Raw genomic sequence first — 14,562 nt, 5'->3', positions numbered from 1 at the left:
AGAATTTATTTTGCTCATCGGACACGCATTTTGTTAAAATGAAAGCCGATGAGTAATATGTGTTTGTCAGATTAAGTTTGAGCTACTATACTCCTCTCTATTAGATCAAAGAACTCGCCAAAAAGCGAGTTCTTTGTCATCAATCTGAGATCAACTTAAAGTTGATCTTTTTCTAATTTAAAAATAATTAATTTAAGCTAGTAGGATTATCAACACTACTTTTTAACTTCTTTATAGATTTTTTAGTTGATCGTTTTAATGTCATTTCTTGACTTATTGGTTCAATACCAAATGGATTGTTTTGTAACGCAACTGTAAGCACATCATCAATCCATTTCACTGGGTGTATATCAATTTCAGATTTCACATTATCTGGAATTTCTTCTAAGTCTTTAACATTACCCATTGGAATTAATACAGATTTAATTCCACCTCGATGTGCTGCTAATAACTTCTCTTTTAATCCACCAATAGGTAAGACTTCGCCACGTAATGTTATTTCACCTGTCATTGCAACATCAGAACGAACAGGATTACCGGTTAACGTTGAAATTAATGAAGTACACATTGCAATACCTGCACTAGGTCCATCTTTAGGCGTTGCCCCATCTGGTACATGCACATGAATATCACGTTTTTCATAAAAATCAATATTAATACCCAATTTTTCTGCACGAGATCGAACAACTGTCAATGCCGTTTGAATTGATTCTTGCATAACATCACCTAATGAACCTGTATAGGTTAATTTTCCTTTACCTAATACACTTACTGATTCAATAGTAAGTAGATCTCCCCCCACTTCTGTCCAAGCAAGACCAATAACCTGACCAATACGGTTTTCATTATCTGCTTTACCATAATCAAAACGCTGTATTCCCAAGAAATCTTTTAAATTATCTTGTGTCACAGTTACTTTTTTCAATTTGTTATCTAATACTAATTTTTTAACGACTTTACGACAAATTTTTGCAATCTCTCGTTCTAAACTTCGTACGCCTGCTTCTCGAGTATAGTAACGAATAATACCAATAATAGCTGAATCATCAATACTAATTTCTTTTGACTTTAAACCATTATTTTCCATCTGTTTAGTAATCAAATGTTGCTTAGCTATATTCACCTTTTCATCTTCGGTATAGCCAGAAAGACGTATAACTTCCATCCTATCTAATAATGGCGCAGGAATATTCATAGAATTAGCAGTTGCAACAAACATCACATCCGATAAATCATAATCAACTTCTAAATAATGGTCACTAAAAGAGTTATTTTGTTCTGGATCAAGTACTTCTAATAATGCTGATGCAGGATCTCCACGCATATCCGACGCCATCTTATCTATTTCATCTAATAAGAATAATGGGTTTTTAACACCTACCTTTGCCATCCGTTGAATTAATTTTCCTGGCATTGAACCAATGTAAGTACGTCTATGTCCACGAATCTCAGCCTCATCGCGCACACCACCTAAAGCCATTCGAATATATTGTCGTCCTGTTGCTTTAGCTATCGATTGTCCTAGCGACGTTTTACCCACACCAGGAGGCCCAACTAAACATAATATAGGTCCTTTAACTTTATTAACACGACCTTGAACCGCTAAATATTCTAAAATTCGATCCTTTACACGTTCAAGACCATAATGATCTTTATCTAAAACTTTTTGTGCGCCTTCAATATTGTTTTTAACTTTACTACGTTTATACCAAGGAACTTGAATCATCCAATCGATATAACTTCGAACCACTGTCGCTTCAGCAGACATTGCTGGCATCATTTTTAGTTTATTCAGCTCAGATAATGCTTTGTCTGTAGCCTCTTTTGACATTTTAGCTTTGGTAATCTTTTCTTTTAACTCTTCATATTCATCAGGCTTATTATCTATATTACCTAACTCTTTATGAATAGCTTTAATTTGCTCGTTGAGATAATACTCTTTTTGAGCTTTTTCCATTTGCTGTTTAACACGTTGTCGTATATTTTTTTCGATTTGTAGTAAATCAATTTCTGATTCCATCAATGAAATAAGCAATTCAAAACGCTTTACAAGATTAGCTGTTACTAAAATATCTTGTTTTTGTTCGACTTTTAAAAATAGCGTAGCTGCAATAGAATCAGCTATGTGAGACGGTTCTTTTAGTAAATGAATAGAATCGACAACTTCCTGAGTTACTTTTTTGTTAAGCTTTGAGTATTCATCAAAATTAGATAAAGTTAAGCGAATCATAGCTTCACTTATATTATCAGTTTTTTTTACTTCGCTTAATGGCTTAACTTCGGCAATAAAAAATTCATCGCCTTCCTGTTCAACAGCATCAACTACTTTAGCCCGTTCAATCCCCTCAACTAGAACCTTTACTGTCCCATCAGGTAATTGAAGTAGCTGTAAAACATTAGCCACAGTACCCACTTCATATAAATCATCTATATCAGGATCATCTAAAGAAGGTTTTTTTTGTGTTACAAGAAAGACCTGCTTATCCATTTCCATTGCCTTTTCTAGACAACGTATTGATTTACTTCGACCCACAAAGAGAGGGATTACCATATGTGGAAATACAACAACATCACGCAATGGTAAAATAGGCATAGTCATGTGTTTAGTTCGTTTTATTTTCATTTCATTCTCTCTTATGTAGCACAAATCTATTTGTTCAATATTGGGGTTATTTTTAGATATTCAAGCCTATCTTTTTGGATTTAAACATATATTATTTTTGGAACATATTGATAGTATTTATGAGATTTTTACTCTAATAATACTTGGGTCTATGATTGTTGCCATCATGTTTATGATGGCAAGCTTATATTTAAGCAGAAAGTTCTGTATTTTCAAGAGGTACTAATTTAGGCGATTGAGATTGTTCAACTGTTTCTTTATCTACAATCACTTTTTTAATAGTAGTCATTGATGGTAAATCATACATTGTGTCCAATAATATATTTTCCACAATTGAACGTAGTCCTCGTGCTCCTGTTTTTCTTTGCATCGCTTTTACAGCAATAGCATCCAATGCTTCTTTAGTAAACTCGAGTTCAACATTATCTAACTTAATTAAAGTTTGAAATTGCTTAGTCAGCGCATTTTTAGGCTCTGTCAAAATACTGATTAAAGCATTTTTATCTAGTTCAGACAGTGTACCAATAACTGGTAATCTTCCTATAAATTCAGGAATTAAACCGAACTTGACTAAGTCTTCAACCTCAATTTTTGCTAATAATTCGGATTCGGAAACTTTATTTTTGGTACTTTTTACATCAGCACCAAAGCCTATTCCCGTGTTAGTTGACACACGATTTTCGATAACTTTATCTAAACCACTAAATGCTCCACCACAAATAAACAGTATTTTTGATGTATCAACTTGCAAAAATTCCTGTTGTGGATGTTTACGTCCACCTTTTGGTGGAACTGAAGTAATAGTACCTTCAATAATTTTCAATAAAGCCTGTTGAACTCCTTCACCTGATACATCTCTAGTGATAGATGGATTATCTGATTTTCGCGAAATTTTATCAATTTCATCAACGTAAATAATGCCACGCTGTGCTTTTTCAATATCATAATCACAATTCTGTAATAGTTTTTGAATAATATTCTCAACATCTTCACCAACATAGCCGGCTTCAGTTAATGTTGTAGCATCCGCCATTGCAAAAGGCACATCTAAAAAACGAGCTAATGTTTCAGCCAATAACGTTTTACCACTACCTGTAGGTCCTATCAGCAAAATATTACTTTTACCTAATTCAACATCACTGTCGCTTGAATAGCTACGTAATCGCTTGTAATGATTATAAACTGCCACAGACAAAACTTTTTTTGCTCGTTCTTGACCAATTACATATTCGTCAAGATGCTCTCTAATTTCATGTGGTGTTGGTAATGGTTTACTAATAAACTCTTCATGAGAAAGAAAACTTTTTGTTTCCTCTTTTAAGATGTCATTACATAATCTTATACATTCATTACAAATATAAATAGATGATGGGCCAGCAATAAGTTTACGGACTTCATGCTCACTTTTACCACAAAAAGTACAATAGAGTAATTTTTCTGAACTTTCTTTATTCACTTTTACCACCTATCTAATATTAAGATCGTTTACTATATATGGCATCAACTAAACCATATTCAACCGCTTTATCGGCAGACATAAAATTATCACGGTCGGTATCTTTTTCAATCACACTAATATCTTGACCGGTGTGCATTGCTAAAATATTATTTAGACGATGTTTTACTTGTAAAATTTCTTGTGCATGTATTTGGACATCTGAAGCCTGACCTTGGAAACCACCTAGCGGTTGATGAATCATTACTCGCGCATTAGGTAAGCAATAACGTTTACCTTTGGCACCAGCTGTTAAAAGCAATGACCCCATTGAACACGCTTGACCTAAACAAATTGTGCTAACATCAGGTTTTATAAATTGCATTGTGTCATAAATAGCCATGCCGGCTGTTACAACACCTCCTGGTGAATTAATATACAAATAGATATCTTTATCAGGATTTTCAGCTTCTAGGAATATCATTTGAGCAATAATAAGATTTGCCATATTATCTTCAACTTGACCAGTCAAAAATATAACTCGTTCTTTTAATAATCGTGAGTAAATATCAAAAGCTCGTTCTCCACGAGAGCTTTGCTCAACAACCATTGGAATAACACCCATACATGATTCTAAAGGCATTTTTATCTCCTAATTAATAAAATAGCCCAAACAGACAATCCTTATTTGGGCTCTAAAGTAATTTTTTAAAATTAAATAAAAAGCAAATGAATTAGGCTATTTGCTGGTTCATTAATTCAGAAAATGAATAATTCTTTTCTGTTACTTTTGCGCTAGCTAATAATAGATCAACCACTTGATCTTCTAATGCTACAGATCGAATATTATCCATTGCCTTTTTATCTTTACGATAATATTCTAAAACTTCTTTTGGATCTTCATATGCAGTTGCAATTTCGTCAATTAATGCCTGAACACGTGATTCATCTGCAGTTAATTTATTACTTTCAATGATTTCACTAAATAGTAATCCTGTTGCAACTCGTTTTTTAGCCTCAGCTTCAAATAATTCTTTCGGTAACGCTATATTTTGTTTTACATTACCGCCAAAACGAGATACTGCTTGTTGGCGTAATACGTCAACTTCGCGATCAATTAATGCACTAGGTATATCAAATTCATTATTTTTAACTAAACCATCAATTGCTTGTATTTTGACCTTATTACGAATTGTTGCATTAAGCTCTCTTGCCATATTCTTACGGACTTCAGTTCGTAGACTTTCAATCGTACCATCAGCAATACCAAAACGTTTAACGACTTCTTCAGTAAGCTCTGGCAATTGAAGTTCTTCGACTTTTTTAAGTGTTGCGGCAAATATAGCAGCCTTACCTTTTAAATTTTCAGCATGGTAGTCTTCTGGGAAAGTCACATTAATATCAAATTGATCACCTACTTTATGACCAATAATTGCATCTTCAAATCCCGGAATCATTCGGTCTTGGCCTAACACTAGTGCAAAATCATCCGCTTTACCACCTTCGAATTCAACACCATCAACCTTACCTAAAAAATCTAACGTCACTCGATTTTGTTCTTTTGCGGCTTGAGCAACCACTTTCCAAGTACCTTGTTGTTTACGTAAAGTCTCGATCATCGTTTCAATATCTGCATCAGCAACTTGTGCAACTGGTTTTTCAACTTCAATTTTATCTAAATTTTCAACTTTGATTTCTGGATAGACTTCAAATTCAACAGTAAAAGTATAATCTTCACCATTTTTATATTCTTGAGGAATATAAGTTGGAGCACCCACTGGGTTTAACTTTTCTTGAATAATTGCATCAATAAAATTTCGATGCATTAAGTCACTTAATGCATCTTGTAAAATAGAAGCTCCATAACGTTGCTCAACAATTTTTAAAGGAACTTTTCCTTTACGAAAACCATCAATACGTACTTTTTTTGCGGTATTAATCAGTTCTTTATTAACTGCTTTTGTGATATCTTCTGCTTTAATTGTAATTGATAAACGCCGACCTAAACCTTGTGTTGTTTCTACCGAAACTTGCATCTTTAATACCTCGAAATTATTGTATATTATCTGCCCATAATTATATAAAAACGATAACTGAGCTAAAAAATTAAAAAATAGGCGTGCATTATACCGACCGCAACCCTCTACGTCGAGACATTTAATTGTTTCTTCTCAAGTGCCTTTAAACGTTTATTCATTTCGTCAATATGTAAAACCAATGAAGCTGTTTTTCGCCATAATTTATTTTCCTGTAATGGAATACCTGATGAATAAACGCCAGGCTGTCTAATTGGGCGCATTACCATTCCCATACCAGTTATAGTAACTTTATCACATATTTCCATATGCCCATTTATAACACTAGCACCACCAATTAAACAATGACGACCAATAGTTAGACTGCCAGCCATAATGACACCTCCAGCAACTGCGGTATGATCACCAATAATATCGTTATGAGCAATCTGACATTGATTATCAATAATAACGCCGTTACCAATAATAGTATCATCAAGGGCACCACGATCAATTGTTGTTGATGCCCCTATTTCAACATTATTACCAATAACAACACGACCTAATTGAGGGATTTTTATCCATTTACCTTTATCATTAGCATAACCAAATCCATCTGCACCAATTACAGTTCCTGATTGGATTAAACAATTTTCACCAATAACACAATTATGGTAAATAGAGACATTAGCCCATAATTTTGTACCCGCACCAATTGTTGTATTTTTTCCAACAAAACACCCTGCACCAATAATACAATTATCTTCTAATATCACACCACTTTCGATAACTGCATTAGCACCAATAGCAACATTACTGCCTAATCGAGCTGTCGAATCAATCACTGCCGATGTTGCTATATCTTTGGCGGGAGTAGGTGTTGTATCGAGGCATTGAGCTAATTTTGCATATGCTAGGTATGGATCTTTTACTATCAGAGCTGCACCATGCCAATATTTCAGGCTTTCTTCTGCCATTACCACAGCAGAAGCTTTGCATTCTAATAAATTATTTTGTAACTTTTTATCAGACAAAAATGTGATTTGACCTGATACTGCACTTTTCATTGATGCTATACCAGTGATGGTTAAATTACCATCACCATGTAACTTAGCATCTATTTGCTTAGCCAACTGCTCTAAACGAAAGGAAAACATTATTTTTTAACCTGTTCCAGTACTTTATCTGAAATATTAACTGCATCTGAAGCAGATAGTACTGTTTCAGCATTTAAGATAATATCGTATTTTTCTGTTTCAACAATATCTTTTACTGCTTCTTGGATTTTAGCTAATAATTTACCAAATTCTTCTTTTTGGCGTCTCTGATAATCTCCAGAAAATGCCTTAGCTTTATTTTCAAAATCAGAAATTGTCCTATTTAATTTACTTTTTTCAGAAGAAGATAATGTTAAACCATCTTTTTTTAGACGAGCTGTAGCTTCACTGGCCCTTTTTTCATCAGCTTGTAACGACTTAGCTCTCCCTTCAAATTCACTATCTAATGCTTTAGCGACAGATTCTCGTTGAGGCATGCGTTGTAATACTGACATAACATCAACTACTCCAATTTTAACTTCAGCATTTGCAAAACTTGAAAAAAGCAATGCTAGACTAACACAAAGAACAGATATAATTTTTTTCACTTTAATCACCTATTTATTTTTATTTATAACACGGAATTACCATGTAGAGCCTATATTAAATTGGAACTGTTGCGCTGAATCACCATTATATTTTTTTAATGGTTGAGCATAAGAAAAGACCAAAGGACCTAATGGTGACATCCATTGCACAGCAATACCTGTGGACATTCTAACATCTGATGGAGAACTATAATCAGGGATATTATTTTCTTTTAAGCTCCATTTTGTATCCCATACAGTACCAGCATCAAAAAATAGTGATGTTCTAATATTATCAGCATATTTCTCGCCTGCAAATGGCGTTGGAACAATTAGCTCTGCACTAGCAAAGGCAATCGCATTACCACCTACAGCATCTTTTGATTTTGTACAACCTGATGTGTTATTTAAGCTATCACAAACACTTGTTTTATTAAGGTATACAGCTTTAGGACCAACAGTATTTGATTTAAACCCACGTAGTACTGATGCCCCACCAGCATAAAAGTTTTCGTAAAAAGGTAACTCTTTACCACCGAAACCACCGCCATAACCTAATCGAGCACGAGTTAAGAAAACCCAGTTATGGTCATTATCAATAGGATAATAGTAAGATAGATCTGAAACTAATTTATAGAATCGATTATCAAACACAGGAACTGAAACTTTAGCACTAGTAGTCATTTTAAGTCCATCAGTAGGAAAAAATCCACGGTCTAAAGAGTTATATGTCCAATAAGCATTTAATAATAAATCATCCGTTTTAAAAGAAACAGAATTTTTATCTTTAAGGTTTTCACCCATAGAGTTAAAATAACGCCACATGCCGTATTGCGCTTGCATATCGGATAACTTATGGTTGGCATATTCAGTTCCAAAACGAACAAAATTATTTTCACTAATTGGGAATCCTAAATTAGCCGATGCGCCCCAAGTTTTACTTGAATATTCTGACTCATCATCTTTATCATCATTTTTATAGGTATTATAATAAATACTACCGCCTAAACTTACACCATCAACGGTAAAATAAGGATCAACGATAGAAACAGATGCCGTTTTATCAGTATCTGTAGTGTTAACATCAAATGAAACACTATTGCCTGTACCTAACCAGTTGTCTTGAGAAATACCTGCATTAAAACTAACACCACTATCAGAACCTATACCAACACCAAATTTGATACTACCAGTATTACGTTCAGCAACTTTATAAATAATATCAACTTGATCATCAAATCCAGCTACTCGTTCAGTATTTGCTTCAACTGTATCAAAAAAACCTAGTCGACTTAAACGTTCTTTACCTAACTCAACTAATCCATTACTTAACCAAGATCCCTCCATTTGTCGAAGTTCACGGCGGATTACGCTTTCGCTTGTTACGGTATTACCGACTATTTTAATATTACGAACATAAAAGCGTTCACCTGCATCAACAAAAACAACTAACTTAACAGTATGTTCTGTATCATCCATTTCAGGTTGAATTGATACTCTAGGATATGCATAACCAAAATTAGCTAGCAAGCGCTTAACATTATCTTCAATTTCGGTAATTTTTTTACCGTTATAAAGCTCACCAATTGATACTTTTTCATTAGCAATTTTGGTAATTGCTTCTTTATGACCTGCAAAATTACCCATCAATTCAAGTTGAGATAACTTATACTGCTCGCCTTCATGAATATTGATTGTAACGTAAATGCCTTTTTTATCTGGTGTTAAGCTGACTTGTGTTGATTCTATATTAAAACGAGCATAACCACGGTTTAAGTAAAAACTTTGCAATTCATCTAGATCCGAGGCTAATTTTTGTTTTTGATATTTACGATCGCCAAGCATATTCCACCAAGGCACCTCATCACGCAAAGTAAAACGCGAAATAAGTTCTTCTGACGAAAAAGCTTTAGCACCAACAATATTAATCTGATCGATTATTGCTGATTTACCTTCAGCAACAACTAATTTTAAATCGACACGATTACGAGATAACGGAGTTACAACAGCTTTAATCTGAGCATTGTATTTACCAATACTGTAATAAAAATCTTCTAAGCCCTTTTCTATGCCTGAAAGCATGGTACGATCTAACGCATCGCCTTCACGAATACCAGAACTATCTAGGTTTTTTTTAAGCATGTCATCTTTAACTGATTTATTACCAGAAAACGTTATACTTGCAATAGTGGGGCGTTCTTCAACATGAATAATTAGCCGATCCCCATCACGAGAAACGGTAATATTATCAAAATTACCGCTAGAATAAAGTGATTTGACAATGCGACCTAAATCAGCTTCATTAACATAGTCACCAACTTGGATTGGCATTTCAAGTAATGCAGCTCCAAGAGTGACACGCTGTAAACCTTCAAATTCAATATCTTTTACTACAAAATCATCAATACAAAATGCATTGGAGCTATATACAGCTGTAGCACTGAACAGCAAAGATGCTATTAGTAATTTATTTATTTTCATCGTAAATGTTTTATAACCTCATCTCATCCCATCACAATCGTAAAATATCATTAAATAGCGCAATTCCCATTATTACCATTAATAAAACAAATCCAATACGAAAAAAACGCTCTTGTGATTTATTTGATAAAGCTTCACCTCTTATCTTTTCAAATAATAAAAAAGCAAGGTGTCCTCCGTCTAATATAGGTAATGGAACAAGATTGATAACACCTAAACTTATACTAATAAAAGCTAAAAAGTATAAGTAAGGGGTAATACCATAACTTGCCGTTTGTCCTGCGCTTTTTGCTATTGTTATTGGCCCTGATAAATGTTGTAAGCCAATAACACCTGTTACTAGTTGATAAAGCGAACGAACAGTTAACTTTGTGGTTAATACTGTTTGCGCCATACCTTTATTAAAACCTTCTAAAAAACCATACTGCACAACTTTTGTATCGGTTGTGGGATACAAACCAGCGACGCCTTTTCCATCTATACCAATAGTTGGCACAAGTTTAAGATAAATATCTTTATTTTCTCGATTAATCTGTAATGTCATTGCTTGAGCTTTTTTAATGGTATTAGAAAAATCGTTCCAATCTACATATGGTTGCTCATTATAACTAATAATTTTATCGCCAACACGTAAACCAGCTTGCTCTGCAGCCGATTTTGATACAATTTTGCTTACAATTGGATAAATTTCCTGCTCCTTAGGTACAAATCCAAATGCAGTAATAGCCGATTTTTTTTCTATATCAAAATGCCAACTGTTAATATCGATACTTTTTTTAACTTCTTTTTGAACACTACCATCTATATTATCAATATAAGATAAAGTTACATTAGATTTCCCCATTGCTGTAATTAAAGCTAAATTAACATCATTCCATGTTTCTATTTTGATATTATCAATAGTTTTCAATTCAGCACCTGCTGGAATTGTTGCTGTAGCAGCTGGCGTGTTAGGTATTACATCTTTTATTTTTACTTGGTAAACCGCTACCCCCATCCAAAAAATAATCCAATAGGCAATTAAGGCTAATACAAAATTAGCAAATGGACCAGCAACAATAATTACAGCTTTTTGCCAAATCTTTTTTCTATCAAATGCAAACTTTTCATTATGACTTGATAATTCTGTTGCCCTACCGTCGAGCATTTTAACATAACCACCAAATGGAATCATAGCAATTACCAATTCAGTTCCACTTAAAAATTTATGAGACCACAGTTTTTTACCAAACCCTATTGAAAAACATTCGACGTGGACCTTACATAAGCGAGCAGCACAAAAATGTCCAAGCTCATGAATGGTAACTAATATACCCATGGTAACAATAAATAATAACAGTGACCACAACAAAATCTATTACCTTTTATAATAAGTAAAAAGCTAATGTAGCAAAAACAGGAACAGCTGCAGTTAAACTATCAATACGATCTAAAATACCGCCATGTCCTGGAATTAAATGACCGCTATCTTTAATACCAGCTTCACGCTTAAACATACTTTCAGTTAAATCACCTAATACTGAAACTAAAATTGCTAACAAAGAGCTAATAAAAAATACGCTAAATGCGATATCAAACTGGTTTATCATATAAACTATTACACTAAGCCCTATTGCAAAAATAAACCCACCAATAAAGCCTTCTAACGTTTTACCTGGTGAGACTTTTGCAGCTAATTTGCGCTTACCAAACGCTCTCCCTACAAAATAAGCTCCTGTATCTGTTGCCCATACTAGCATAAAGACATAAAGCAACCAAATTGCGCCTGTATAAAAATTAGAATTATAGTTAATTGATCTTAATTTAACCATACCAATAAAAAATGGCACTAGTGTAAAAAAAGCAAACAATAATTTAATAACAACTGAATTACCCCAATATTTAGCCGTAACTGGATAACTAACCACTAAAAGCAGAGCAATTAACCACCATATGACTGATAAAAATAAAATAACTGTATATAGCTTTATTTTTAATTCAATAGAATTTGGTATTAAATAAAGTAAACTTAATACAATAACAGTTGAGAAAGAAAAAATTAATTTTAAATACTTCTTAGTAATATGAAAAAACTGAGCCCACTCCCACGCAGCTAATCCACAAACCAGAATAATGGTGAAAGAAAACACTGGTAATGGAACAAAAAAAAGAACTACTACCACAAGCGGAATAAGCACGACTGCAGCAAATATGCGATGGATTAACATGAATGCTCCTTATTATGAATACCACCGAAGCGTCGTTCTCTGGCATTAAATGCATCGATTGCTTCATCAAATAAAGTTTGGTTAAAATCAGGCCATAAAGTATTGGTAAAATAGAGTTCAGAATAAGCAGTTTGCCATAACAAAAAATTACTGATTCGGTATTCGCCACCAGTACGAATAACTAAATCAACTTCAGGAAATTCGCTCATACTCATTGCCGAGCTAAAATGTTCTTCTGTCATTTCATCTAAAGTGATTTCTCCGTTTTTAAATTGCATAGCCATTTTTTTTGCAGATTGTAAAATATCCCAACGCCCCCCATAATTAGCGGCTATATTAAGTACAAGACCAGAATTATTCTTAGTTAAATTTTGGGCGCAAACAATCAAGTTTTGCAAATGCTCACTAAAGTAAGAAATATCACCAATAATATTCAAACGCACATTATTTTTATGCAATTTTTTTATTTCTCGATTTAACGCATAAATAAACAGAGAAATTAAGGCTGAAACCTCGTTAGGTGGGCGTTTCCAGTTTTCACTACTAAAAGCGTATAAAGTAAGAACTTTTATTTTTAAACTTGCAGCATAAGCAACAATTTTTCGCACAGCTTTTAAGCCTGCTCGATGGCCGGTAGCACGCAATTGATTACGTTTCTGCGCCCAACGACCATTGCCATCCATAATTATAGCAACATGACTTGGAATACATCTTTCTTCTTGAGTCATGCAATCTCTCGTATTGTATCAATCATTTTATTAATTTATTATTCAGTCAATTAACGTGTGCCGTAAACAACAATCGTTTTACCATGTGCAGAAATCAAATGTTGATCTTCAAGCATTTTTAAAATTCGTCCAACGGTTTCACGTGAACAGCCAACAATCTGCCCTATTTCTTGCCGTGTAATTTTAATTTGCATACCATCCGGATGTGTCATTGCATCAGGTTGTTTAGCAAGATTTAAAAGTGTTTGCGCAATGCGCCCTGCTACGTCTAAAAATGCCAAATTACTCACCTTTTCAGATGTTACTTGTAATCGGCTTGCCATTTGGCTAGCAAGGCGCATTAAAATATCAGGATTGACTTGAACGAGTTGTTTAAATTTTTTGTATGAAATTTCAGCCACTTCACAACTTGTTTTGGCCTTAACCCATGCGCTTCGCTCGGTATTTTCTTCAAAAAGACCTAATTCACCCAAAAACTGATTTTGATTTAAATATGACAAAATCATTTCATTACCTTCATCGTCTTTAATCAATACCGCTACGGAACCTTTTAAAATATAATAGAGAGTTTCTGCTTTTTCACCTTGATGTATAAGGGTACTCTTAGCTGGATATTTATGAATATGACAATGAGATAAAAACCATTCTAACGTTGTATCCGATTGTTGCTTACCAATCATTACGCTTACCTCTCCATTTTATTTACAACAATAACACTATAACAAAGTTATGCAATAAATCATATATAAACAATCATTTTAGCTATCATTTAATTTGCTTAATATCAATTGTTTCATGCAATTGGGACCAAAATATGGCTACCGTTCCATTTGCTAATTGAAATTTAACATTGTTAACCTTTTCTTGTAGTGATATTTCTTGTAAACCATAATCAGTCCCTTCGCGCAATACAAAGTATTCAATTAGATTATTTAATGTTTGTGGATCAAGGTCTTGCCAAGGAATAATCATATTTTATGATAGTGAATTAAATATTACGATTATTTTATAGCAAACCTTAAATAATATGAAGCATAACTAATTGAGTGATATTTAATACTTAATAAAAAACCACTCCAAAGAGTGGTTTCAGATTGATGACAAACCTCGATATAATTCGGGGGTTATTTTTTTATTTAAACCATAAATAGGATTTTTAATTTGGATTTTATTAAATAAATTAAAAAATAGCCTAAAAAAACGTAACAAAAATAGCTTTATCGCTATTTTCTTGATATTTTGAGCCGTTGCAGCCAATAAACACTGCATTTGAACCTGCGCTCTTCCCCTAAATCTTGCATAGCGATGTCCGTGATGTTGTTTAGCGTCAGCAAAGCTGCGCTCTATGGTCTGTTTTCGCCGAGCATAGACTTTTTTACCCCACTGGCTTAAACGAATCTCGTTGGCTTTCTCTTTATCTACTTCCCAGATATGGCGTGTGATGACTTT

13 protein-coding genes are annotated in these 14,562 nt (G+C 33.7%); all 13 read right to left on the bottom strand.

The window, feature by feature from the left end; all coding sequences use genetic code 11:
• Window positions 1-187 precede the first annotated feature (187 nt).
• Window positions 188-2,623: an endopeptidase La gene (gene lon / locus GA0061080_RS10405; RefSeq protein ID WP_091125238.1), complete on the bottom strand. Its 2,436-nt coding sequence runs from the start codon at window positions 2,621-2,623 to the stop codon at window positions 188-190.
• Between the two features lie 190 nt (window positions 2,624-2,813).
• Complete coding sequence (gene clpX / locus GA0061080_RS10400; RefSeq protein ID WP_091125235.1) at window positions 2,814-4,088, bottom strand: ATP-dependent protease ATP-binding subunit ClpX; 1,275 nt, start codon at window positions 4,086-4,088, stop codon at window positions 2,814-2,816.
• 10 nt (window positions 4,089-4,098) lie between these two features.
• Window positions 4,099-4,701, bottom strand: coding sequence for an ATP-dependent Clp endopeptidase proteolytic subunit ClpP (gene clpP, locus GA0061080_RS10395; protein ID WP_091125231.1), 603 nt, complete (start codon window positions 4,699-4,701; stop codon window positions 4,099-4,101).
• A gap of 91 nt (window positions 4,702-4,792) precedes the next feature.
• Window positions 4,793-6,094, bottom strand: a complete 1,302-nt coding sequence (gene tig, locus GA0061080_RS10390) for a trigger factor (protein WP_091125228.1) — start codon at window positions 6,092-6,094, stop codon at window positions 4,793-4,795.
• A 107-nt stretch (window positions 6,095-6,201) separates the two neighbouring features.
• The gene (gene lpxD / locus GA0061080_RS10385; RefSeq protein WP_091125224.1) at window positions 6,202-7,230 is read right to left on the bottom strand and encodes a UDP-3-O-(3-hydroxymyristoyl)glucosamine N-acyltransferase; all 1,029 of its coding nucleotides are present in this window, start codon (window positions 7,228-7,230) and stop codon (window positions 6,202-6,204) included.
• Complete coding sequence (locus GA0061080_RS10380; protein WP_167349222.1) at window positions 7,230-7,718, bottom strand: OmpH/Skp family outer membrane protein; 489 nt, start codon at window positions 7,716-7,718, stop codon at window positions 7,230-7,232. Before GA0061080_RS10380 ends, lpxD begins: the two co-directional genes overlap by 1 nt.
• A 36-nt stretch (window positions 7,719-7,754) precedes the next feature.
• Window positions 7,755-10,178 (bottom strand): outer membrane protein assembly factor BamA, encoded by a 2,424-nt coding sequence (gene bamA / locus GA0061080_RS10375; RefSeq protein ID WP_091125217.1) that lies wholly within the window; start codon window positions 10,176-10,178, stop codon window positions 7,755-7,757.
• 31 nt (window positions 10,179-10,209) lie between these two features.
• The gene (rseP, locus tag GA0061080_RS10370; protein ID WP_091125215.1) at window positions 10,210-11,529 is read right to left on the bottom strand and encodes an RIP metalloprotease RseP; all 1,320 of its coding nucleotides are present in this window, start codon (window positions 11,527-11,529) and stop codon (window positions 10,210-10,212) included.
• Window positions 11,530-11,542: 13 nt separating this feature from the next.
• A complete protein-coding gene (locus GA0061080_RS10365; RefSeq protein WP_091125212.1) occupies window positions 11,543-12,385 on the bottom strand; it encodes a phosphatidate cytidylyltransferase in 843 nt (280 codons plus the stop codon).
• A complete protein-coding gene (gene uppS / locus GA0061080_RS10360; protein WP_091125208.1) occupies window positions 12,379-13,113 on the bottom strand; it encodes an undecaprenyl pyrophosphate synthase in 735 nt (244 codons plus the stop codon). The genes GA0061080_RS10365 and uppS overlap by 7 nt, the downstream gene beginning before the upstream one ends.
• A gap of 50 nt (window positions 13,114-13,163) precedes the next feature.
• Window positions 13,164-13,793, bottom strand: coding sequence for a cAMP-activated global transcriptional regulator CRP (crp, locus tag GA0061080_RS10355; protein ID WP_091125204.1), 630 nt, complete (start codon window positions 13,791-13,793; stop codon window positions 13,164-13,166).
• 85 nt (window positions 13,794-13,878) lie between these two features.
• Window positions 13,879-14,085, bottom strand: coding sequence for a YheU family protein (locus GA0061080_RS10350; protein ID WP_065637171.1), 207 nt, complete (start codon window positions 14,083-14,085; stop codon window positions 13,879-13,881).
• Window positions 14,086-14,202: 117 nt separating this feature from the next.
• A partial coding sequence (locus GA0061080_RS12940; RefSeq protein ID WP_245174493.1) for a transposase occupies window positions 14,203-14,562 on the bottom strand: 360 nt, incomplete at its 5' end.

It is taken from the genome of Gilliamella intestini (assembly GCF_900094935.1).
Lineage (GTDB): Bacteria > Pseudomonadota > Gammaproteobacteria > Enterobacterales > Orbaceae > Gilliamella > Gilliamella intestini.
Note: the sequence above shows the minus strand (reverse complement) of the source record. Positions and strands in the feature narration are given on the sequence as shown.

Coding starts and splice junctions, on each gene's coding strand:
- tig (WP_091125228.1), bottom strand. CDS start 6,094: ATGCAAGTTTCGGTAGAAACAACACAAGGTTTAGGTCGGCGTTTATCA.
- lon (WP_091125238.1), bottom strand. CDS start 2,623: ATGAAAATAAAACGAACTAAACACATGACTATGCCTATTTTACCATTG.
- lpxD (WP_091125224.1), bottom strand. CDS start 7,230: ATGTTTTCCTTTCGTTTAGAGCAGTTGGCTAAGCAAATAGATGCTAAG.
- bamA (WP_091125217.1), bottom strand. CDS start 10,178: ATGAAAATAAATAAATTACTAATAGCATCTTTGCTGTTCAGTGCTACA.
- GA0061080_RS10365 (WP_091125212.1), bottom strand. CDS start 12,385: ATGTTAATCCATCGCATATTTGCTGCAGTCGTGCTTATTCCGCTTGTG.
- GA0061080_RS10350 (WP_065637171.1), bottom strand. CDS start 14,085: ATGATTATTCCTTGGCAAGACCTTGATCCACAAACATTAAATAATCTA.
- crp (WP_091125204.1), bottom strand. CDS start 13,793: ATGATTGGTAAGCAACAATCGGATACAACGTTAGAATGGTTTTTATCT.
- clpP (WP_091125231.1), bottom strand. CDS start 4,701: ATGCCTTTAGAATCATGTATGGGTGTTATTCCAATGGTTGTTGAGCAA.
- uppS (WP_091125208.1), bottom strand. CDS start 13,113: ATGACTCAAGAAGAAAGATGTATTCCAAGTCATGTTGCTATAATTATG.